The organism is Campylobacter sp. JMF_14 EL1 (genome assembly GCF_027737585.1).
In the GTDB taxonomy this organism is placed as follows: Bacteria; Campylobacterota; Campylobacteria; order Campylobacterales; family Campylobacteraceae; genus Campylobacter_B.
Genome location: NZ_JAOVTW010000001.1, coordinates 566312 through 589094, shown reverse-complemented (window position 1 = coordinate 589094; position 22783 = coordinate 566312). Strand labels below are relative to the sequence as shown.

At 41.8% G+C, this 22783-nt stretch carries 22 protein-coding genes; 20 read left to right on the top strand and 2 right to left on the bottom strand.

Annotation, left to right across the window (positions count from 1 at the left end):
• The first annotated feature begins 52 nt into the window (after positions 1–52).
• The 19 genes from lpxB to serC all read left to right on the top strand — a co-directional run bounded on the left by lpxB (position 53) and on the right by serC (position 18769).
• Positions 53–1183 carry a lipid-A-disaccharide synthase gene (gene lpxB / locus OFN73_RS02950; RefSeq protein WP_270862160.1) on the top strand — a complete coding sequence of 377 codons (1131 nt, stop codon included), beginning with the start codon at positions 53–55 and terminating at the stop codon, positions 1181–1183.
• Between the two features lie 32 nt (positions 1184–1215).
• On the top strand, positions 1216–1698 hold the full coding sequence (gene greA / locus OFN73_RS02945) for a transcription elongation factor GreA (RefSeq protein ID WP_270859711.1): 483 nt from the start codon (positions 1216–1218) through the stop codon (positions 1696–1698).
• A gap of 9 nt (positions 1699–1707) precedes the next feature.
• Positions 1708–2715 (top strand): N-acetyl-gamma-glutamyl-phosphate reductase, encoded by a 1008-nt coding sequence (gene argC, locus OFN73_RS02940; protein WP_270862159.1) that lies wholly within the window; start codon positions 1708–1710, stop codon positions 2713–2715.
• A 3-nt stretch (positions 2716–2718) separates the two neighbouring features.
• A complete protein-coding gene (locus tag OFN73_RS02935) occupies positions 2719–3435 on the top strand; it encodes a UDP-2,3-diacylglucosamine diphosphatase (protein ID WP_270859701.1) in 717 nt (238 codons plus the stop codon).
• Positions 3436–3474: 39 nt separating this feature from the next.
• Positions 3475–4098 (top strand): phosphoserine phosphatase SerB, encoded by a 624-nt coding sequence (serB, locus tag OFN73_RS02930; RefSeq protein ID WP_270862158.1) that lies wholly within the window; start codon positions 3475–3477, stop codon positions 4096–4098.
• The gene (locus OFN73_RS02925; RefSeq protein ID WP_270862157.1) at positions 4091–5101 is read left to right on the top strand and encodes a transaldolase; all 1011 of its coding nucleotides are present in this window, start codon (positions 4091–4093) and stop codon (positions 5099–5101) included. Before serB ends, OFN73_RS02925 begins: the two co-directional genes overlap by 8 nt.
• Entirely contained in the window at positions 5101–6321 is a 1221-nt protein-coding gene (locus OFN73_RS02920; protein WP_270859698.1) for a type IV pilus twitching motility protein PilT, read from the top strand. Before OFN73_RS02925 ends, OFN73_RS02920 begins: the two co-directional genes overlap by 1 nt.
• A gap of 100 nt (positions 6322–6421) precedes the next feature.
• Positions 6422–6958: a 50S ribosomal protein L25/general stress protein Ctc gene (locus tag OFN73_RS02915; RefSeq protein WP_270862156.1), complete on the top strand. Its 537-nt coding sequence runs from the start codon at positions 6422–6424 to the stop codon at positions 6956–6958.
• A gap of 7 nt (positions 6959–6965) precedes the next feature.
• Positions 6966–7523: an aminoacyl-tRNA hydrolase gene (gene pth / locus OFN73_RS02910; RefSeq protein ID WP_270862155.1), complete on the top strand. Its 558-nt coding sequence runs from the start codon at positions 6966–6968 to the stop codon at positions 7521–7523.
• Positions 7520–8566 carry an LptF/LptG family permease gene (locus tag OFN73_RS02905; RefSeq protein WP_270859695.1) on the top strand — a complete coding sequence of 349 codons (1047 nt, stop codon included), beginning with the start codon at positions 7520–7522 and terminating at the stop codon, positions 8564–8566. The genes pth and OFN73_RS02905 overlap by 4 nt, the downstream gene beginning before the upstream one ends.
• Before the next feature lie 47 nt (positions 8567–8613).
• Positions 8614–9819 carry a diaminopimelate decarboxylase gene (gene lysA / locus OFN73_RS02900; RefSeq protein ID WP_270862154.1) on the top strand — a complete coding sequence of 402 codons (1206 nt, stop codon included), beginning with the start codon at positions 8614–8616 and terminating at the stop codon, positions 9817–9819.
• Positions 9819–10895, top strand: coding sequence for a prephenate dehydratase (pheA, locus tag OFN73_RS02895; protein WP_270862153.1), 1077 nt, complete (start codon positions 9819–9821; stop codon positions 10893–10895). The genes lysA and pheA overlap by 1 nt, the downstream gene beginning before the upstream one ends.
• Positions 10895–11995: a histidinol-phosphate transaminase gene (hisC, locus tag OFN73_RS02890; protein ID WP_270862152.1), complete on the top strand. Its 1101-nt coding sequence runs from the start codon at positions 10895–10897 to the stop codon at positions 11993–11995. The genes pheA and hisC overlap by 1 nt, the downstream gene beginning before the upstream one ends.
• Positions 11995–13845 (top strand): 1-deoxy-D-xylulose-5-phosphate synthase, encoded by a 1851-nt coding sequence (gene dxs, locus OFN73_RS02885; protein WP_270862151.1) that lies wholly within the window; start codon positions 11995–11997, stop codon positions 13843–13845. Before hisC ends, dxs begins: the two co-directional genes overlap by 1 nt.
• Before the next feature lie 55 nt (positions 13846–13900).
• Complete coding sequence (locus OFN73_RS02880) at positions 13901–14311, top strand: Fur family transcriptional regulator (RefSeq protein WP_270859690.1); 411 nt, start codon at positions 13901–13903, stop codon at positions 14309–14311.
• Between the two features lie 48 nt (positions 14312–14359).
• Positions 14360–15778, top strand: a complete 1419-nt coding sequence (locus tag OFN73_RS02875; protein ID WP_270862150.1) for a CYTH and CHAD domain-containing protein — start codon at positions 14360–14362, stop codon at positions 15776–15778.
• Between the two features lie 8 nt (positions 15779–15786).
• Positions 15787–16503, top strand: a complete 717-nt coding sequence (gene ubiE, locus OFN73_RS02870) for a bifunctional demethylmenaquinone methyltransferase/2-methoxy-6-polyprenyl-1,4-benzoquinol methylase UbiE (protein ID WP_270862149.1) — start codon at positions 15787–15789, stop codon at positions 16501–16503.
• Entirely contained in the window at positions 16496–17665 is a 1170-nt protein-coding gene (gene xseA / locus OFN73_RS02865) for an exodeoxyribonuclease VII large subunit (protein ID WP_270862148.1), read from the top strand. The genes ubiE and xseA overlap by 8 nt, the downstream gene beginning before the upstream one ends.
• Positions 17666–17683: 18 nt before the next feature.
• On the top strand, positions 17684–18769 hold the full coding sequence (gene serC / locus OFN73_RS02860) for a phosphoserine transaminase (protein ID WP_270862147.1): 1086 nt from the start codon (positions 17684–17686) through the stop codon (positions 18767–18769).
• 409 nt (positions 18770–19178) lie between these two features.
• Here serC and OFN73_RS02855 read toward each other — a convergent pair whose 3' ends face one another.
• Both OFN73_RS02855 and OFN73_RS02850 read right to left on the bottom strand, forming a co-directional pair.
• A complete protein-coding gene (locus tag OFN73_RS02855; protein ID WP_270862146.1) occupies positions 19179–19700 on the bottom strand; it encodes a hypothetical protein in 522 nt (173 codons plus the stop codon).
• A gap of 266 nt (positions 19701–19966) precedes the next feature.
• On the bottom strand, positions 19967–20545 hold the full coding sequence (locus tag OFN73_RS02850) for a PAS domain-containing protein (protein WP_270862145.1): 579 nt from the start codon (positions 20543–20545) through the stop codon (positions 19967–19969).
• 150 nt (positions 20546–20695) lie between these two features.
• On the opposite strand from OFN73_RS02850, the gene OFN73_RS02845 reads away from it, so the two are divergent.
• Positions 20696–22603 (top strand): zinc finger-like domain-containing protein, encoded by a 1908-nt coding sequence (locus OFN73_RS02845; RefSeq protein ID WP_270862144.1) that lies wholly within the window; start codon positions 20696–20698, stop codon positions 22601–22603.
• Positions 22604–22783 lie beyond the last annotated feature (180 nt).

Genomic DNA, 22783 nt, shown 5'->3' with positions numbered 1-22783 from the left:
TTAATTTTAGCACATTTTGATATAATTGCCAAAAATTAAAAAAGGCAAGAGTTTGAATTATTTGATTTCGTGTTTGGAGCCGTCTGCAAATCTGCATTTTAGCGAGGTTTTGCGTGAAATTTTAGCCCTCGATAAAAACGCTAAAATTTATGGCATTTTTGGCGAGGAATTTAGCGCGCATGGCGAGCCGTTGTATAAATCTAGCGAATTTTCGGCAATGGGATTTGTGGAGATTATTCCGCTGATTTTCAAGGCAAAAAGGGCGTTAAAGCAAATGTGCGAGCTAGCAAAAAACTGCGATGTGGTGCTATTAATCGATAGCCCAGCCTTTAACCTGCCCCTTGCAAAGGCTCTGAAAAAATCGGGCGTGAGTGCGAGGATAGTGTATTATATCCTGCCCCAAATTTGGGCGTGGAAGCGCGGTAGGGTCAAAGCTCTGCAAGAAAATTGCGATTTTTTGTGTGGAATTTGGCAGTTTGAGAGGCAGTTTTATTCTAAAATTTTGGATCTAAATTTTGAAAATTTGCCAAATTTAAGCGATAAAAGCGGTTTTTGCTTCGTGGGACACCCGCTTTTAGATGAAATCAAAGAGCGCAAAAGCTCGTATGAAAAAAACGGCCTAATCGCCTTTATGCCGGGCTCTCGCAGGGCTGAGATTTCGCGGCTTATGCCAGTTTATAGGGAGTTAGCTAAAAAGCTAAAAAGCGAAAATGCAAATTTAAAATTTAGCCTTGTCGTGCCACCATTTTTGGCGGATAAGGTGGAGCAAATTTACGGCGATACGCGCGGTTTTAGCATAGAAACAGACGCTATAAAAACCCTAGCAAAAAGCGAATTTGCCTTTATCTGCTCTGGGACTGCGACCCTGCAAGCTGCCCTTATTGGCACACCTTTTGTGCTTTGCTACAAAGCCAAAGCCCTAGATGTCGCGATCGCGCGCAGGTTTGTGAAGCTAAAACATGTCGGCCTTGCAAACATAATCTTTGATTTTTGCGAAAAAGACGAGCTTCACAAAGAATTAATCCAAGAAGAAGTAAGTGTGGCTAATCTCTACGACGCCTACGCCCTGCGCGATGATGAGCGATTTGCGCGCGCTTGCGTGGAGCTTAGAGAGTATTTGGCTATGCCAAGTGCGAAAAATGTGGCGCGAATTTTAACGACAAACGCGAAATTTAAAGTATAATTAGAAAAATTTGAAAAAGGATTGCTATGAGTATCACAGAACCCATGACCTCTTATGGATACGAAAAAATCACTGCCGAGCTTAAAGAGCTCCAAAATGTCAAACTCCCTCACATCATCAAACAAATCGATATCGCGCGAGATCACGGCGATTTGAAGGAAAATGCCGAGTATCACGCGGCGCGCGAGGAACAGGCGTTTTTGCTCTCTCGCATTGCCGAGCTAAACGACATACTCTCGCGCTCTCGCATAATAGATCCTGCAAGCTACGAGCACGATAAGGTCAAATTCGGCTCTACCGTGACTTTCATGGATGTGGAAACCGAAATCGAGGAAACCTATGTCATCGTGGGGCTTATGGAGGCTGATATTTCAAAAAGACTGCTTAATATCAACACTCCGCTAGCGCGCCAGCTTTTGGGCAAGGCCGAGGGCGATGAAGTGGTGCTAAACCTGCCAAGTGGCACCAGAGATGTCGAGATTATCAGCGTTAGCTACAAACCGATTAAATTTTAAGGCGAAAACATGAAAAGAGCTGGAATCATCGGCGTAGGGGGATATACTGGGCTTGAACTAGTTAAAATTTTACTAGCGCACAAAGGCTTTGAAATTTCGTATCTTGCCGCTACGAGTGAGGGCGAAATTTCTGAGATTTTCCCGCAGCTTACTGGGATTTTGGATATGAGGGTGCAAATAGCAGATCCAAAAACTGCCGCGCAAAGTTGCGATGTGGTGTTTTTGGCGCTTCCACACGAAAAGGCAATGGAGTTTGCGAGTGAAATTTTGAAATTTCCTAGCGTCAAAGTCGTGGATTTAAGCGCGGATTATCGCCTATCGCTTGAACTTTACGAGAAAAACTACACCAAACATTTAGACCCGCTAAATTTAGCCCATGCTGTGTATGGTTTGGCTGAGTTAAACGCCGAAAAAATCGCCTCTGCAAGGCTCGTGGCAAATCCCGGCTGCTATCCGACATGCTCGGTTCTAGCTGCTGCGCCGTTTGTGAAATACATGGATAGCAAAATTGGCGTTTTTATCGACGCTAAAAGTGGCGTCAGTGGCGCAGGCAAGGGGTTAAAAGCCACTAGCCATTTCGTGAGCGTCAATGAAAACATAAACGCATACTCACCACTCACTCACCGCCACGCAGACGAGATTATGGAGCAACTTAGCCTAATAAACGGCGCGGAATTTAGCGTATCTTTTGTGCCAAATTTGACCCCATTTACGCGCGGAATGCTTGCAAGCGTCTTTGGCGTGCTAAAAGAGAGTATTGACGCAGAGAAAATTTTGCGCGAATTTTATGCAAATTCGCCTTTTGTGCGTGTGCGTAGTGAGCCAGTGTCTGTGAAAAATGTCGCAGGAACGCATTTTTGCGATATTTTCGTCAAAACGCAGGGGGATAAAATTTGGATAAACTCGGCAATCGACAACCTGCTAAAAGGCGCGTCAAGTCAGGCTGTGGCAAATGCGAATTTGATGTTTGGCTACGATGTGGGCGAGGGTTTGCCACGCCTAGGAAATAGCATTTAAATCGTGGAAAATTTGCAAATAAAGCCCGGAGCTGTTTTTATCAGCGACGCGCACGATAACGCAAACAAGCGAAATTTCCTGAAATTTTTGCGAAATTTAAGGAGCGCGAAAACACTGCCGCCGCAAATTTTCATGCTTGGCGATATGTTTGATTTCCTCGCAAATACGACATTTGTGCGCGAATTTTACGCCGAATATATTGAAGCGATTAATGAAATTTCGCAAAAATGTGAAATTTATTATTTCGAGGGAAATCACGATTTTAATTTAGAGGCTATTTTCCCGCACGCAAGGGTCTTTGCAAACTGCGCTCAGCCAGCAAATTTCAGCTTTAAAGGCAGGCAAATTCAAATCTCTCACGGCGATATTTTTTTGCCAGCTTTGACAAAATTTGCGCTTTTATCACTGCGAAATAGGGCGTTTTTGAAATTTATGGATAAAATCGATTGCGCGCTAAATTTTAAAATTTCAAAAATGATTTTAAAAAGCCAAGAGAATAAAATTTTGTATAAAAAGGCTGGGAATTTCAAATCCTATATCGAGCCAAAAATCCACAACTACACCGCGCCTATCGTAATCGAGGGGCATTATCACCAAGATGAAATTTTAGAATTTGAGGGCGTAAAATATATAAATTTAAACTCATTTGCCGTGAGTGAGAAAATTTATGAGGTGCAAAATAGCCAAAATTTTGAGCTCTTTTCAAAAAACTTAAATTAAAACTTAGATATAATTGCTTTTTTTTATAAAGGAAATTTAATGATAAAACTTTGTGTGTTTGATTTCGATTCTACGCTTATGGACGGGGAGACGATAACGAATTTTGCAAAAAGCGTAGGAAAAGAAAAAGAGGTTGAAGAGATTACAAAGCGCGCAATGGCGGGCGAGATCGATTTTTTCGAGAGTTTGCAAGAGCGGGCTATGTTTTTAAAGGGTATGAAATTTTCGGATATGCAAAAAATCGCGCAAAATTTACCCTTTGTGCCAGGCGCAAAAGAGCTTATAAGCTACCTTAAATCCAAGGGAATTACTGTCGTGGTGTTTAGTGGTGGATTTCATGTGGCGACAGACTGGGCAAAAGAGGTGTTGGGATTTGATGCGAGTTTTGCCAATATCTTGCACCGAAAAGACGGCGTTTTAACCGGCCATGTAGGCGGAGAGATGATGTTTGGCTACTCCAAAGGCGTGGTCTTGCAACAGCTCAAAGCGATTTTACATTTAAGCGCAGATGAGGTTATGTGCGTGGGAGATGGGGCAAACGATGTGGCGATGTTTAGAGAAGCGGGGCTAAGAATCGCGTTTTGCGCCAATGAAATTTTGAAAAAAGAGGCAACTCATTGCGTGGATAAAAAAGATTTAAGGGAGATAATGCAGTATGTATAACGACGATATCAAATTTAGCTTGTGGTGCGATTTTATCGAGCGCGATTTTATCGCAAAGGAATTTGGCGAATTTCTCGCAAAAGGCACATTCAACGGCGCGACCTCAAATCCCTCTATTTTCAAAAACGCCATTACCACCTCCCAAGCTTACGGCGCGCAAAAGGCGAAATTTGCGCACAAAAACACAAAAAAACTTTATGAAATTTTAGCTATAACTGATATCAAAAACGCCGCAAACGCGCTTTTGGCAAACTACGCTAGGGGCGATGACGGCTTTATTAGTATTGAAGTAGATCCTAGTATCTCAGATGATGCAGAGGCTATGATAAAAGAGGGCAAAAGGCTGTTCGCGCAAATCGCAATGCCAAATGTGATGATAAAAGTCCCAGCGACCCAGGCTGGATACGAGACGATGAGAGCTTTGACGAGACGGGGTATAAATGTAAATGCGACCTTGATTTTCTCGCCAGAGCAAACCACAAAATGCCTAGAAGCGATTAAAGAGGGCACAAGCGAGTTCGCGGCTAAATTTGAAGGCGCAAAACTTCCGCAATCTGTGATTAGCATTTTTGTTAGCCGTTTTGATAGAGCCCTTGATGAGGATATAAAAAAATCTGGCTTAGAGCCTGCAAAAATCGGCATTATGAACGCTACGAAATGTTATAATATAATCGCAAAGGAAAATTTGCCGTTTGTTAGGGTGCTTTTTGCTAGCACGGGGGTAAAAGGTGGCGAAATCCCTGCGGATTATTATATAAAAGAGCTTTTGTATCCTTCCAGCGTAAATACTGCCCCGCTTGATACAATCAAGGCTTTCATAGGGGCAAAATGTGAGCCAAAAACTCCATTTAGCGATGAGGAAATTGATAAATTTTTCGCCGATGTCGCGCAAAAGGCTGGCATTGATATGGATAAAATTTACAAAAAGCTTTTAAAAGATGGCTTAGTGGCTTTCGAACAAGCATTTGATGAGATTATGACAACACTTGAAAAGGAGAAATAATGGCTGACGCAATTGATTATTCACAATATCAAGTCGATGTAAGCACGCTGGATTTTAAGCAACGCGATAGACTTGATAAATTTTTGAATTTTTTGGTTCAAAACGGCGGTAGCGACTTGCACCTAAAAGCAGGTTCTGTGGTGCGCGGTAGGATTAATGGTGAGCTTGTAAAATTTACAAAAGATCCTTATCTTAAAGAGGATATGATGACTTTGGCAAAAGAGCTTTTAAAAACTCGTTTTCCAGAGATGATTAAAAACAAAAGCGTGGATTTTACATACAAATTAAACGACGAATACCGCTTTCGTGTAAATATCTTTTTCCAAATTGACGGCGTAAGTGCGGTATTTAGAACAATTCCTGTAAAAATTCCAACTATTGATGAGCTTGGACTTCCAAAAAGTATCAAAGAGATCTGCGATACTGCTATGCGTGGCGTCGTGCTTCTAACTGGCCCAACAGGTAGCGGTAAAACAACCACAATCGCTTCTATGCTAAATCGCATAAATCACGCTAGAACGAGCCATATCGTTACGATTGAAGATCCAGTTGAGTTCGTTTTCAAAGATGATAAATGTATCATCAACCAACGCGCTATTGGCGAGGACTGCAACACTTTCGCTGATTCGCTTCGTGCAGCACTGCGCGAGGACCCTGATGTTATCTTCGTGGGCGAGATGCGTGACCTCGTGACGATTGAGACTGCATTGCATGCTGCCGAGACTGGTCACCTTGTCTTTTCTACCGTGCATACAATCGACGCCAAAGAGACAATCAACCGTATCGTTGCGATGTTTGAACAAGCTGAGCAAGAGCGTATTCGTATGACACTAGCTAGCGTTATCGAGGCAGTTATTTCACAACGCCTTGCACGCACAATTGATGGAAAACGCGTGGCGGTAGTTGAAATTTTGCGTAAAAATACCCGTATTAGAGATATGATTTTAGAAGGACGCGACTCTGAAATCCCAGACGCAATCGCTGATGGACGCAATACTTATGGTATGCAAACCTTCGATCAACATCTACTTGATCTGTATGTCCAAGAGGTGATTACGAGAGATGAAGCCCTTGATAAGGCCTCTAAACGCAACGACTTAGAGCTAAAAATGAAAAACGCAGACCTAGCGAAAAAACGCGGTATTATGCTCGCAAACGGCGAGGATATCCCAGATCAACTCGCAGAAGAGGTCGTTCAACTCCAAGATATTCGTCGTTAAATTTACGCTAGCAAGAATTTCTTGCTAGCACCCTTTTATAAAGCTATATTAAAGTTAAATTTTAGTAAAATCAGCCCCTATTTTTTTTAAAGGAAAACTCATGTTAGAAGGTATCGTTAGAGATAGTATCGGTAAAAAGGCTTCTAAGTCTTTAAAACGAGATGGTTATCTAATCGCTAATATTTATGCGAAAGGATTACAAAATATAAATGCTGCGTTTAAAACAAACGATTTTATCAAAGCAGTTCGCAGCAAAAATACTTTGCCTTTCGAGGTAAAAGTGGGCGATAGCACATACAAAGTAGTAGTGCAAGAATACCAAAAACACCCTGTAACAAACGCCCTAACTCATGTTGATTTACGCGTTGTAGATGACAATGTAGTTAGCAAATATCTTGTTCCGGTTTATACAACAGGTGTCGCAAAAGGCCTAAAAAACAAAGGCGTTCTAGTTCAATCAAAACGCCGTTTGGCTGTAAAATGTGCTGGTAAAGATCTACCAGATAGCTTTACGCTAGATGTTACAGAGCTAGATTTGGGCGATTTTATCCTAGTTCGCGATATCCCTGTAAAAGATGGTGTAAGCATTATCATGGATGGCTCTGTTGCAGTTGTCGGAGTAACTTCGGCTAAATAGGTGAGCTATGATACTGCTCGTCGGACTTGGTAATCCAGGGGAGAAGTATTCTCACACTAGGCATAATGTAGGATTTATGCTAATCGACGCTCTGCTAAGCAATGGCGGTTTTAGCGATGTTAGCGGAGCGAAATTTCAGGGTGAGCTTTATAAAAAAGGCTCACTTCTACTTCTTAAACCTCAAACTTTCATGAATTTAAGCGGAAATGCTGTCAAAGCGGTTTGCGATTTTTACAAACCTGATAGAGTTATCGTAATCCACGACGATATTGATTTAGCACTTGGTGCGATTAAATTTAAGCTTGGCGGAAGTGCTGGCGGACATAACGGGCTTAAATCAATTGACAATCTAATCGGGACTGAATATGAAAGAGTGCGTATCGGCGTGGGCAAAAAGCCAGAAGGTTGGGACGCTGCAAATTTTGTCTTGGCTAAATTTGGGGACGATGATACAGAAAAACTAAGCCAAATTTTAGAGTATGCTAAAAAGGCCGTAAATGAGCTAATTCGCAGCGATATAGATGAAATTTCGCAAAAATTCACGATAAAAAAGGTGGCGCAATGAAGCTGTATGCCAAATATGTAAGCCTTGTTTATCTTAAATATTTTTTTATTTTATTTGTAGCTTTGGACTTTTTTTATGTGGGAATCGATGTCTTAACCAATCTCAAAGACTTCCCGCAAAGTGCCAACACAGGGCTTTTATATGTGGCGCTAACAGCTGGCGTGGCGATTACTTATATTTTGCCATTAAGCCTAATTTTTGCGCTGATTATAATGATTTTTAACATGATTCGAAGTAGCGAGCTTATCAGCTTTTACGCCCTTGGCGTGAGCAAAAACGCCCTGATAATCCCGCCGTTTTTGATATCGCTTTTTATCACGCTAGGATATATTTATCTAAATACCACCCCTTTTGCCTATGCTTTGAAATTTCAAAAGAATTTGACGGATTTTACCCCAGTAGGACCTGAAATGTTTCTCAAATACGAGGGCAAATATGTCTATATCAACGGCCTTCACCAAAACCACGCTGATGAGATGATAGCATTTGATATCAACGCTAGCGAGTTGCAAAGTAGAATTTGGGCTAAAAACGGCGAATATAGCGCGAAAGAGTGGAAATTTAGGGAGGGCGAAAAAACCCAAATTCCTACAAATTTAAGCCTTGGCGAGGCTGGGTTGAAAAGGGAAAGTATCCAAAACGAAGCCATGCTAAGGGGCTTTAATCCAAGCTCGATCGAAAGTGTGTATGATACGAGCAATGTCTATTCGATCAAAGACGCGATTCGCTCTATCAAAACCTTCGCAAACCAAGGCGTCAATGTAAATTCAATCAAGGCAAATTTATACAATATGATATTTTTCCCGCTTTTTGCGCCGATTATGATTTTAATCCTTTATTATTATTTTCCGATTACTGGCAGGTTTTTTAACCTAGCTCTTATGAGTTTTGGGTTTTTTATCATTACGCTGTGTGCGTGGGGGCTGTTTTTCGTGCTGATTCGCTTCTCGCTTAATGGCGTGATACTCCCAGAATTAGGCATTATCGTGCCGATTTTGCTACTTTTAGTATTTGCGATTTGGCTGGTTTTTAAGCATCGTTAAGTCCGAATTTGCTAAAATGCGCAAAATTTTTTACCGAAAGAAAATATATGAATTACAAAAATTTAGTCTCAAAATACGGCTCTCCACTTTATGTTTATGATTTCGACGAGATTACGAAAAATTATGAATTGCTCAAAGGTGCATTTGCGGCGCGCAAATCGCTAGTCTGCTTCGCTATTAAGGCAAACTCGAATTTAAGCATTTTGCAACACTTAGTAAGGCTAGGAAGCGGGTTTGATTGCGTTAGTATCGGCGAGGTAAGACGCGCGCTATTAGCTGGGGCAAATCCGTATAAAATCATATATTCAGGCGTGGGCAAGCAAGATTACGAGCTAGAAGAGGCGTTAAAAAGCGAAATTTTATATATAAATTTAGAGAGCGAAGCCGAAATGTATCGCCTAGAAAAAATCGCGCAAAATTTGGGCAAAACCGCTAGGATTAGTATCCGCGTAAATCCAAATGTCGATGCCAAAACCCACCCATACATTTCTACTGGGCTTAACGAAAACAAATTTGGCGTTAGCATTGATAATGCGCGCGCTATGTATCTTTACGCTAAAAAGTCTGAATTTTTAAATCCAGTTGGAATCCACTTTCACATAGGCTCGCAGCTAACTGACATTTCGCCGATTCACGACGCAGCGAAAATCGTCAGCGATCTTTTGCGCGAACTGCTTGCAGCGCAGATTGAGATTAAATTTTTCGATATCGGCGGAGGGATTGGAATCCGCTATAAAGACGAAAAACAGGTTAGTTTGTATGATTATGCGCAAGGAATTTTGGCTGTTTTAAGTGGCTTAGATGTTACGATTACATGCGAGCCGGGTAGGTTTATCGTAGGAAATGCGGGCGAGTTTATCACTAGCGTTTTATACGAGAAATACAACGGCTCCAAACGCTTTGTCATCACAGACGGAGCTATGAACGATTTAATCCGCCCGAGCCTGTATCAAGCCTATCACGAGGTTGTAGCAGTGCAAAAAGAGGGTGAAAGCTCGCTTTGTGATATCGTAGGGCCGATTTGCGAGAGTGGCGATTTTTTAGCCAAAAATGTAAATTTGCCAAATTTAGACCACGGCGATATTTTGGTGATAAAAAGCGCAGGAGCGTATGGGTTTAGCATGTCTAGCAACTACAACACGCGCCCGCGCCCAGCTGAGGTGGCTATTAGCGAGGGTAAGGATCGCTTAATCAGAGCCAGAGAGAGTTTCGAGGATCTCGTTGCAAACGAAAAAAAATATATGGAAGAGTGATGAAAAGCATAGAAGATTTACGCGTAGGGATTGATAAAATCGACGATGAGATTATTCGTTTGATTGATTTGCGTATGGATTATGTCAAAAAAATCGGCGAATTGAAGCAGACCACAGGAAGCGCCGTGTATCGCCCAGAAAGGGAGCGTGCGATAATTTCTAGGCTCGATGGGGTAAAGCTTAAAAATTTAAACAAAGAGGCGATTGAGGCGATATTTTTTGAAATTTTCTCAGTTTCTAGAAATTTAGAAAAACCGCAAGTCGTAGCGTTTTTGGGGCCTTTTGGCACATACACCCACCAAGCAGCCAAGGCCAGATTTGGCGCGATTAGCACCTATGAGCCACTCTCAAACATCGAGGCAGTGTTTAAATCCCTAATCACCAAAGAGGCCAAATATGGCGTCGTGCCCATAGAAAACAACACCGAAGGCGCAGTCGGCGTTACGCTGGATTGTTTGCGCAAATATCAAGAGGTCAAAATCGTAGCCGAAATTTATATGGATATCCACCACTCTTTGGTTACAAACTGCACGCAAACAGCCGAGATTACGCAGATTTTTTCTCACCCACAAGCCTATAATCAATGCTTGAAATTCTTAGACGATCACGGGCTTAGCGGGGTTAAATTTACAGCCACCAAATCCACTGCCAAAGCCGCCCAAGCTACGCTTGAAACCCCAAATTCAGCAGCGATTTGCTCTAAAATCGCCGCAGAGCTGTATGGCGTGCCTGTAATGTATGAAAAAATCGAAGATAATGCAAACAATCGCACGAGATTTTTCGTGCTAAGCGACTTCAAAAACCAAAGAAGCGACCGCAACAAAACTAGCATTTTGGCCAAAACTGATGATAAACCGGGCGGTTTAGTGGAGCTGCTTCAAATGTTTCGCAATGAGGGGATAAATTTGACTAAATTAGAGAGCCGTCCGATTAAATCGCATGATTTCAAAAGCGTATTTTATATCGATTTTGAGGGGCATATCGACGATGAGGGTGTGATTAGAGTGCTAGAAAACGCCACTCGCCACGATCATGAAATAACTTGGCTTGGAAGCTATTTAAATGGAGATGAATAATGAAATTTAACAAATTTTTGGACGATTTGAGTAATTACGAGGCTGGAAAGCCAATCGAACTAGTGGTGCGCGAATTTGGCGTGAAGAAAAAAGATGTGCTAAAACTAGCTAGCAACGAAAATCCATTTGGATCTAGCAAAAAAGCGCAAAAAGCCATTAAAAAATGCGCCACCTGTGCTCATCTCTACCCTGATGATAGTATGTTTGAGCTAAAAGACGCACTAGCGACGAAATTTGGCGTAAAAAGCGAAAATATCATAATCGGCGCAGGTAGCGATCAAATCATCGAATTTGCCCTTCACAGCGTGCTTAGCAAGGGTTTTGCGATACTTCAAGCAGGGGTAAGCTTTGCGATGTATGGCATTTACGCAAGGCACTGCGAGGGCAAAATTTATAAAACCAAAGAAATTTCGCACGATTTAGAGGCGCTAAAATCGCTTTACGAGGCACACAAAAACGAGATAAAAGCGATATTTTTGTGTATGCCAAACAACCCTCTTGGCGAGTGTTTGGACGCTGAGAAAATTTACGAATTTATCGCTAGCGTGGATAAGGATACCCTCGTCATCATCGACGCAGCTTATAACGAATTTGCCACATTTAAGGACAAAAACAAGCACCTTGACCCTAAATTTATAGCCACGCATTTCACAAACGCCCTCTATCTTGGGACATTTTCTAAGGCGTATGGGCTTGGGGGCATGAGAGTGGGGTATGGAATTGGCGAGAGTGGAATTATTAGCGCGCTTTATAAACTGCGCCCGCCATTTAATATCACCACGCCGACCTTAGCAGCGGCGATTGCGGCACTTGGCGATGATAAATTCGTGCAAAAGACCTTGCAAAATAATTTTCAACAGATGAAAAAATTTGAAAAATTTGCCACCAAAAACGGCATTAAATTTCTACCAAGTTATGCAAATTTCATAACATTTATGCTAGGCGAAAATCAAAGCTCAACCCAAATTTGCGACGCACTTTTGCGACAAGGTATAATTTTGCGAAATTTAAAGAGCTATGGATTAAACGCGATTCGCATTACAATCGGGCTTCCGAAGCAAAATTCGCGCGTTTTTAAAGCCTTAAAAGAGTTGTTATAGTGGATATCAAAAACAAAAGCCTAACCGAACTTAGCGAGCTTTGTGAGCAAATTCGCACCAGAATCGTCGAAGTCGTGAGCCAAAACGGCGGTCATCTTAGCTCAAATATGGGCGCAGTCGAGGCGATAGTGGCTATGCATGTGGTTTTTGATAGCGCACAAGATCCATTTATCTTCGATGTCAGCCACCAAAGCTACGCGCACAAGCTTCTAACTGGGCGCTGGGACGAATTTAGCTCTTTGCGTAAATTTGGCGGACTTAGCGGATATACTAAGCCTAGCGAGAGTAAGCATGATTATTTCGTAGCTGGACATGCTAGCACCTCGATTAGCCTAGCTGTGGGCGCAGCAAAGGCGATCAAACTCAAAGGCGAGGATAGGGTGCCTGTGGTGCTAGTAGGGGACGGCTCGATGAGTGGGGGCATGACTTATGAGGCGATGAACGAGCTAGGGGATTTGCATTTGCCCTGCGTAATCATACTAAATGATAACAAAATGAGCATTTCTAAGCCAATCGGCGCATTTAGCAAGTATCTTAGCCAGATGATGGCGGGCGAGACATATCAAAAATTTAAATCGCGCATTAGAGAGCTTTTATCTCACGCACCAGAGAGCGCTACATACATGGCAAGGCGCTTTGAAAATTCACTAAAACTCATAATTCCTGGCATGTTTTTCGAGGAGCTTGGCCTTGAATACATCGGCCCCGTTGATGGACACAACCTAGGCGATTTAATTAGCGCATTTAAGGTCGCAAAGAGTGCTAAAAAGCCCGTAATCGTGCATATCCAAACAATCAAAGGCAAGGGTTATAAAAACAGCGAAAACGACGACGGCAACTGGCATGGCGTGGGAGCTTTCGACATAAAAAGTGGCGAATTTAAGAAAAAATCGGGCGCGAAATCAGCTACAAAAATTTACCAAGAAGCGCTTTTAGAGCTAGCGCAGGCTCACTCTGATGTAGTTGGCGTAACAGCTGCTATGCCAAGCGGGACTGGGCTAGACGCGCTAATTGAGCGTTTCCCTGATAGATTTTGGGATGTGGCGATTGCCGAGGAGCATGCGGTAACTTCAATGGCAGCAATGGCAAAAGAGGGTTTTAGGCCATACATTACGATATATTCGACCTTCATGCAACGCGCAGTCGATCAAGTAATCCACGATTTGGCACTTATGAATTTAAACGCTGTGATTGCGATGGATAGGGCTGGAATCGTGGGCGAGGACGGCGAGACGCACGAGGGTGTGTTTGATATCAGCCTATTTAATGGGGTTCCAAATTTAAGCATGTGTGCGCCGTGCGATGAGGCGAGTTTTAGGGCTTTGATGAGGTATTCGCACGAGCATAAGGGGATTTTGGCGATTCGCTATCCGCGCGGAAGTTTTACGATGCAAAGCTTGGAGCCAAATTTAGGGCAAATTCCTGAAATTTCGCCATTAAAATCGAGATTTATCAAAGAGTGTGAGGCTAGCCAAATCGCATTTATCGGTTATGGAGATAGCACTGGCAAGGCGTGCGAGGTAGCAAAAATCCTAAATGATAAAATCAGCGTAAATATCGTTGATTTGGTCTTTGTGAAGCCACTGGATAGAGAATTTTTACTAAATTTAGCGAAAAAAACCAAAATTTGGTTCGTATTTAGCCAAAGTATGAAAAAAGGCGGTGTGGGCGAAATACTAGGCGCGTTTTTACAAGAGGAAAATATTCAAAATGTAAAAATTATTTCTTATGAATTTGACGATAAATTTTTGCCACACGGAAGCACCGCAGATGTGGAGAAATCGCTAGGTTTAGACGCGCAAAATTTAGCAAAAGTAATATCAAATACAAAAAATTATCAATTAGTATAATTTTAGTTTAATATTTTTTACATATAATGAGTAAATTTTATCTAAGGACGACATTATGACACATGTAGATTTGCTCAAAAACTGCGGGCTCAAAGCCACGCCACAACGCCTTTGTATCCTAAAAGTGCTAGATCGCCACGAGCACCCAAATATCGACTCACTCTATGACGGGATTAAAGAGGATTACCCATCAATTTCGCTTGCTACGGTTTATAAAAATTTAAATAGATTGCTTGATGAGGGCGTGGTTGTCGAGGTAAATACTCCAAACCAAAAGCCAAGATACGATATTTACAACACCCCGCACATGCATGTCGTTTGCGAAAAATGCGGAAATGTCAGCGATATGTTTATGGGCGATATTTTTATGGACGATATGCGCACCAGCGTCGAAAAACAGCTTAAAAATTTTGTCCGCAAACTAAATATCACAGCCACAGTTGAAGACTGCGAGTTTTGTAGGTAATATAAGCTTAAATTTGCTATCATTACCCATTTTATTTTTGGAGTGGGTATGAAGACAAAGCGCAAATTTCTACTTTATGATAGGGCGATTTTATTTGCATTGCAAGATGCTGGCGTTAAACTTCGCAAAAGCGATGTTAGCTGGTTTTATACATCATTTTCGCCCGAAATTTACTATGTCTGCGAAAATAATACCTTCACGCTTCATCATAAAAAAGAAGATCTCATCCGCGAGGCTTTGAAATTTAAAATTTCCAAAGACGATTTTAACGAAGCTAAGGCCGATATGCAGGGCGAAATGGTGCAAAAATGTCGCTATGGCTTTGCGAATTCTCAGGCTGATTTTCACCTAGAAATTTACTCTGGCAAACTCTCCACTTTGATCACGCTAGTTGCGAATTTCAAAAGCGAAGAAGCTAGCAAGAAGTTTGATTTTATCAAAACTTTTGGCGAGCACGAATTTTTAGATATCAGCGATGATTTTCGCTACAAAACACGCTATTTAGCGCGTTTTGGTAAGCCTTGTGAAAAGCTAAATTATGGCTTTGCCAAAAGCGTTTTTGAAAAATTTGATGATATGAAATTTCAAATCCCGCCATACGCCGATAGCGCGCAAAGTGCCGGCGTGATTTTTGCTAAAATTTATTCGCAAATTTTAAAATCGCACGATGAATATATGGGCGCCAAAGATGAGGAAGCGCTTCATAAATTTCGCATTGCAATGCGTAAAATGCGGGTTATGGTGAAATTTTTCGCTCCGCTTTTCGCGCCAAAAATCACTGATGAAATTTTAACTCATCTCAAAAACATCGTCGGCAAAACAAACCAAATGCGAGATATCGAAGTATTTAGCAAATTTTTGCTGCAAAACTCCGCCCCAGCGCACTTTGGAGCGCAGATGAATACACTTGGGCGCAGTATTAATGAGCGCACAAAAAGAGCTTTAAGCGACGCTGAATTTGATAAATTTAGGGCTAAATTCGAGGATTTTTTGAAAAATTTAGGCGGAATTTATCTTAGCCCAGAGTATGAAAAAATCGCCAAAAAATTTATCTCAAACCGCCTAAACAAGGCGTTAAAAGCCCTTAGAGGCGTGATTAGCGAATTAAACGAAAAAAGCGAAATCGCCAAATTTCACGACGCGCGAATTTATCTAAAAAAGGTTCGCTATGAGCTTGAATTTTGCGCTAGGATTTATGAGAGTGCTAGGATTAGCGAGGCTTACAAGCAGGTAAAAATCGCGCAAGAGAGCTTTGGCGCGCTCCAAGATGTGAGTATTTGGCAAAATTTCATCGCCATGTATCAAAAAGCAAGCGATAAAAACGACGAGAGTTTTAAATATCTTTTGGCTTTAAATAACGAGCTAATTGCCAAGACAAAGTCCCTAAAAAGCGAGATTTTAGCTCACAAAGATGAGTTTTTAAAATCCATAAAAAAAGCAATTGCAAAAATCAAAATATACAGATAGGAAAAATCGTGGAAAAACAAGAAAAAATCATAAAAATGTTCGATGAAATCGCGCCTACTTATGACAAGGCAAACCGCGCAATCAGCCTTGGCGTGGATACTTCGTGGCGCAAAGCAGGCGTGGGAGCGGCGCTTGAATACTGCAAAAACAAAAGCGTAAAAATCGCCGATGTAGCGTGCGGAACTGGCGATATGATTAAAATTTGGGAGGAATTAGCCCCAAAACACGGCGTTAAAATCGAGCAAATCATAGGAATTGACCCAAGCGTTGGTATGCTAGGCGTAGCCAAAGAGAAATTCAAAGACCACACCTTTATCACCGCGACTGCGACGCAAACGACGCTAGAAAACGCTAGCGTGGATATCGTAAGTATCAGCTATGGCATACGAAATGTGGTGGCCCTAGATGAAGCTTTGCGCGAGTTTAACCGCGTGATAAAGCCAGGTGGCTTAGTCGTGGTGCTAGAATTTACCAAAGCCCAAAACGGCGGGTTAGTATTTAAAATGCGCGATTTTTATGTCAGCAAAATTTTGCCATTAATCGGTGGCGCGATTTCGAAAAACAAGGAAGCTTACGAGTATTTGCCAAGCTCAATCGGCAATTTCTTAGACACCGCAAGCTTCAAAGAAAAGCTCATAAATTCGGGCTTTGAGCCACTTGTGATAAAGGGATTTAGCTTCGATGTGAGCACGCTTTTTATCGCCAAAAAGGTGCGCGATGCTTAGCGTCAGCGAAGTCAATGAAAAGGCCAAAGCGCTACTAGAAACTACCTTTGCTGGTATCGAGGTCGAGGGCGAGATTTCGAAATTTAGCGAGCAAAGTATAAGCAAACACTGGTATTTTACGATAAAAGACGAAAACTCAGCCCTTAATTGCGCTATGTTTCGCTTCGCCAATCAAAGGGTAAATTTCGCGCCAAAAATCGGCATGCGTGTCGTGCTAACGGGCAAACTCACGATTTATCCGGCCTCAGGTGCGTATCAAATCCAAGTAACGCAAATGCGAGAAGCTGGGGCTGGCGAACTAGAAATGCGCTTTAATGCGCTTAAAGAAAAGCTCTTTTCCGAGGGGCTTTTCGACGCGTCGCGCAAAAAACCGCTTCCGAAATTTCCGCGCCATATCGCGCTTATTACAAGCGCAGGATCGGCTGCGTGCGCGGATATGCTTAGAGTAGCAAACGATAGATTTCCTATGCTTAAAATTGATATTTACAACTCTTTGGTGCAAGGAACTAGCGCGCCAAGCTCGATCATATCGGCACTGCGCAGGGCTGATAGCGCTGGGTATGACGCGATTATCATCGCAAGGGGAGGTGGTAGCAAAGAGGATTTGTGGTGCTTCAACGACGAAATGCTCGCCCGCGAAATTTACGCAACGCAAACGCCGATAATTTCGGCTGTGGGACACGAAATAGATTTTAGCATAAGCGATTTTGTCGCAGATCATCGCTCGCTCACGCCAACAGCGGCTATGGTGGATTTATTGCCCGAAATTTCCACGCTTTATCAGAATTTAGACGGCGCGGAAAATTATTTGAAAAAATTTATAAATGAAAAAATCGCAAATTTGCATAGTGAGCTTAAAATGCGATATTTCGAGCTAAAAAGCAAGTCCGTGGATACCAAAATCACGCAAAATTTATTAAATTTGCAAAATTTAGAGATTAAATTTAAAAACACAATCAACGCCAAATTTGCAAATTTAACTCACCAAATCGAGCTAAAAAACGAAATTTTAAAACAAAAAGCAAGCTATTTTGAACTCACAAAAGATTTAGTGCAAATTCAAAAAGATGGCAAAAAAATCAGCCTAGAAGAGCTACAAAGTGGCGATAAAATCGTAATCATATCGCAAAATTCGCAAAAGAACGCACAAATTTTAGAATAAATTTTAAAAGGAGAGAAAATGAGCAGAGTTATTAATTTCAGCGCTGGTCCTAGCACGATTCCATTAAGCGTTTTAGAGCACGCTAAGGCCGAATTTACCGACTACAAGGGTCATGGATATTCGATTATCGAGATTTCTCACCGCACCAAAATTTTTGAGGAAGTCCTACATAGCGCAATGGCGCGCGTAAAACGGCTCTATGGCTTTGGCGAGAATTTCAAAATTTTGTTTTTGCAAGGCGGTGGCAGTTTGCAGTTCGCGCAAGTGCCTATGAATCTCATGACAAAAACAGGCTACGCCGAATACGCAAACACCGGCAATTGGACGAACAAAGCCATAAAAGAGGCGGAAATTTTAGGCATAAATCACCGCGTAATCGCAAGTAGCAAAGAGAGCAAATTCGACCATATCCCAGAGGTGAAATTCAGCGACGACGCCGATTATGGCTACATTTGCTCGAATAATACGATTTATGGCACGCAGTATAAGGCTCTACCAAAGTGCAAATGCCCGCTAGTCGTGGATAGTTCGAGCGATTTGTTTTCTAGGCCTGTGGATATTTCAAGCGTGGGGCTGTTTTATGGTGGTATCCAAAAAAACGGTGGCCCAGCAGGCGTAACAATGGTGGCGATCCGCGAGGATTTGCTTGATAGGGCTGATGATACCAGTACCCCTATGATTTTGCGCTACAAAACCCAAGCAAACGCCGATTCTATGTATAATACCCCAAATACCTTTGGAATTTATATGCTTGATTTGATGTTAGAGTGGATCGAAAACGAGATTGGCGGTCTAGCTAAAATGGCTGAGCGCAACGAGCAAAAGGCTGCGATTTTATACGAGGCAATCGACGCGAGCGGCGGATTTTACGCTGGGCATGCGAGAGCGGATAGCAGAAGCCTGATGAATATTAGCTTTAATATCGCAAGCGGGGCCAAGATCGAGGCGAAATTTATCGATGAGGCTAGCAAGGCTGGTATGATTGGGCTCAAAGGACACCGCGTGCTAGGTGGAATCCGTGCGTCGCTATACAATGCAATCACAGTGCAAAATGTCAAAACTCTCGTGGAGTTTATGAACGAATTCGCCCGTAAAAACGGCTAAATTTTAAAATTTGGGCTAAATTTGGCAAAGGCTAAATTTAGCCATTTTCTCCAAATTCCGCTAGCGCAAACTTCAAAATACTGAGCCGAAATTATTCTTATTGCAAGCGCAACGCGCGAAGTAATTTAGGCAAATTTTGCAAAAAAACTGACTTTAAATTTTTAATTCGTAGATTGCTTCGAATTTGCTACGCAAATTCTCGCAATGACAGATTATGCAAATTTTGCTCGCTATGTCATTGCGAGGAGCGATAGCGACGAAGCAATCTACGACTTTAAAATTTAAAGTGCGCGAATTTGCTGTCATTGCGAGGCGATTTATCGCCGAAGCAATCTAGGGAAATTTAAATTCAAAATTCAACCTAAATTTAGCATTGATTTGTATAGTTTTTGACATAAGGTCTCCTTTATTAAAATTTTTTTAATTCGAATTTCATTATATTACCCATTAATTCGTTGCGTTGTTTAAATGTTAAACTAGAAATTATTATAAATGGAAATATCATAAATACTTTTATTTTTCTCTTTTTCATAATGAAAATAATTTCAGGGCTTAATCTGCTATGAGACCCATATCTATATAGTTCATTATTGTCTAAAATATATTTCAAACCAAATATATCAGCATAAACTATTTTATTTTCATAAATTTCAACATAATCAAAAAACAAAACAGAATATAAAATTTGCAAAATAAAAATCTCAAACCATAAAGCAATTAAACTTATAAAATGAATTTTATAGGCAATTATAAAAAGTAACGGTAACCAAAATACTAATAAGCAGAAAAATAAATCAATCGCCACACATAAAGGCTTTCTTTTATCTAATCTGTAAAGCAATTTTGGTTCGTTTTTATTTTCTAAATTTTCATCATTTTCAAATTTTAAATTTTTTATATCGATTTCCGAATTCTTTTCTAACTTTTCCAAATTTAATCCTTTAAAATAAATTTTTTTGCAAATTCAAATTCAGGTCGTATCGTTTATCTGCGATACGAAATTTTGTTTTTAAATTCACAAATTTAAACTTGCCTCTGAATTTAAAATTCACGCAATTAGTAAATCTAAATTTGTATTTTTCATCATCTCTCCCTCACTCACACTTCTTAAAAAGCAACGCTTTTTAAAATTTAGCTGGTTTTATTTTTACGGAAATGCTTCGCATTTCTCACAATTATAATGAATAATGCAAAATTTCAAATTTCGCCGCGGTTAAAGATATTTCTCATCGTGCGGAAAAAATTATCGGTAAATGTATCTTTGCGCAGGGTAAGTTCCAAAATCCACTCTTTGTAAGTTTTGCCCTTGCTAGCTAAAAGCTCGTCCAAAATTTTCTTGCTAGCCTTAATCCCGCCTGTTTTTTCAGCCTCCAAAAGCTTGGCATAAATCGGCGCGATTGTCTCAATCGCAGAGCGAGGCGGAGCCTTGCGGTATGCGGTATGCTCGTAAATCTCGCCACTTAGGGGATCGCGATATGGGCGAAACTCTGTCATTACCCAATAATACCGCCCGTCTTTGGCTAAATTTTTAACCAGCGCGATAAAATCGTGCCCTTGATTTATCTCGTCCCACATCATTTTAAAGGCGAGGCGTGGCATGTCTGGGTGGCGTATAATCGAGTGTGGCGAGCCTAGAAGCTCATCGGCGCTGTATCCGCAAATATAGCAAAAATAGGTGTTGGCAAAGGTGATAAAGCCCTTGGTATCGGTTTTGGATACGATGTAGCGATCGGGTTCTAGGCGAATTTCTTCGTTTATGGGGATTGGTTTTTTCATTTTGTCCGTTTTCCTTTTTTATAAAGCGATTATAATTTAAATTTGCTTATAAAACAAAATTTTTATCCTAGTTGCGCCTTGGTGGGCGAAATTTGAAAATTAATAAAGCTAAATTTGATTATAATTAGGGATTAAATTTGAGGCGATGAAATGGACGAAATATACGAAGCACTGATACAAAAATTACAAAATTTAATCGACAAAAACTCTGCCAAGGCTAGCGATTTGCGAAATGCTAGGGGGGACTTTTTCCCTAGCGAGGTCAAAATTTCCATTAAATGGGGATTTGACGGCGAATTTAGCGATGAGGTCGTAGCTGGCGGAGAAAACGCCTCAATTCATTTTGGCAAGGATAGAGCGGGGTTTGAAGCGCATGCAAGCGAGTGCATGAGCGAGGCCAAAAACAGCCAAAAACTGCATGAAATTTTGCTTAGCTCGCTAAGGGAGGGCGCAAATTCGGCAATCGCAAGCGCGCAAGCACAGCAAAGGTATTATTCATTTAGCCCATTTAGCGTCTATGAGGGTTGCGAAAAATGCGCCCAAGAGGGCAAAATCGCCTGCAAAAAATGCGCAGGTTCGGGCACGCAAGATTGCCCAGCATGCGAGGGAGCGGGCAAACAACCCTGCTTTGTCTGCGCAGGCGCAGGTCAGATCCCAGCCACATATATTAGGGAGCAAAGCGACGGCTCTACCAAAATGGTCGAGGGCGTGCAAACTTGCCAAAAATGCGGTGGCGCGGGCTATGAAGAGTGCCAAAAATGCGCTGCCACAGGGAAATTGAAGTGCAAAGCCTGCGACGGGGCTGGTTGGAGCGATTGCGAAGTATGCGCGGGAAATGGCTTTTTTATCCGCACTAGAAGCGTTTGTGCAAATGCAAATGCAAGCGCTAGAATCGGACTGCGCCAAATCGCTTATAATGATGAATTTTTGGCGTATTTGTGCGCGCAAAATTTAGAATTTATTGCTAGCAAAATTGCCTTTACCCAAAGTGGGGAAGAGCTTAGCGAAAGTGCGTGCGAGGCCGAATATATCGGCAAATGCAAGGTGGTCGAGCTAAGGTTTGAAATTTTTGATAAAAATTATGTTTTGGTGGGCTTTGGCGATCCGCTTAGTATCTTTATAAAGCCTAAAATTTTCGATGATTTGTTCGCCGATGACGCCATAAATTTGGTCAAAATTCAATCCCAAGGCGGTATGAGCGCGCGTCAGGCTTATGGATTTTTCGAGAAATACTCTGCCCAACCCGCGCTTGATAGCGCGATGAAAAAAATCGCTAGCGCGTCAAATCCTAGCGAGGACGAGGCTGTAAATATCGTAAAACGCTCATGCGATGGCTTCATCGGCGATGAAATGGCGCAAAATATGAGCGCGATGATAAGGGGCTGTCTAGATAGGGTCTCGCCTACGCACTCGCGCTTTGTGTGGAGCGTGCTAGGCGCGATAGTATGGGTGCTAGGTGCGCTTGGGGCGTGTGGATTTATGGCGGGGGCGCTAGGCAAAAGCGTGCTAGTGGGGATTTTGGGCGCGTTGTGTGTTTTCGCTCTGGCTGCGGGCGTGTGTGGTGCGGTGCTGTGGGGGCTAAGTAGCGTTTGGACGCTGATAAAACAGCGCGAAATCCCAAGCGAATACCGCAGAAGTCTGCGAAATCGCCCTGCGTTTGTGAAATTTGCGAAAATTTTGGCTGTTTTTGTGCTAGCTGGTGGCGTGTATGGGGCACTAGCGGCTAAAAACAGCGTCCCAAAAATCGCGCTTGCGGGCAAATTTGAAAATTTAGCTAGCGAGCTGTGCGCGAAATTTGGCTCTGAAAATACTGCGAGCGCGCCCGTGGCGATAAAGGACGAGGGGAATTACAGCGTCGTGATAATCCGCGACGCAAACGATAGCGCAAATATCAGTCAAAAAGAGAAAATCCTCTTTATCCAAAAGGCTGTCGGAGCCAAGCAAGACGGGATTTTCGGGCGCAAAACCCGCCAAAGTGCGCAAAAATTTATCGAGCAGAATTTAACTAGCGTAGATGAAATTTACGAGGCCGTGAAAAAGAAGCAGGATTTAGAATAATATAGAAAAATATAAAGAATTTGAACAATGCACTTAATAAAAACTGATTTAAAAAAATATAAGAGATATATACATATTCAATTACTTATAGTCAGCGTTTGTGTTTTGTGTATAATTTTTCTCCCGGATACAATCTTTACAAATTTAGGTTTGGTTTATTTTGCTTTATTTTCTGTGCTT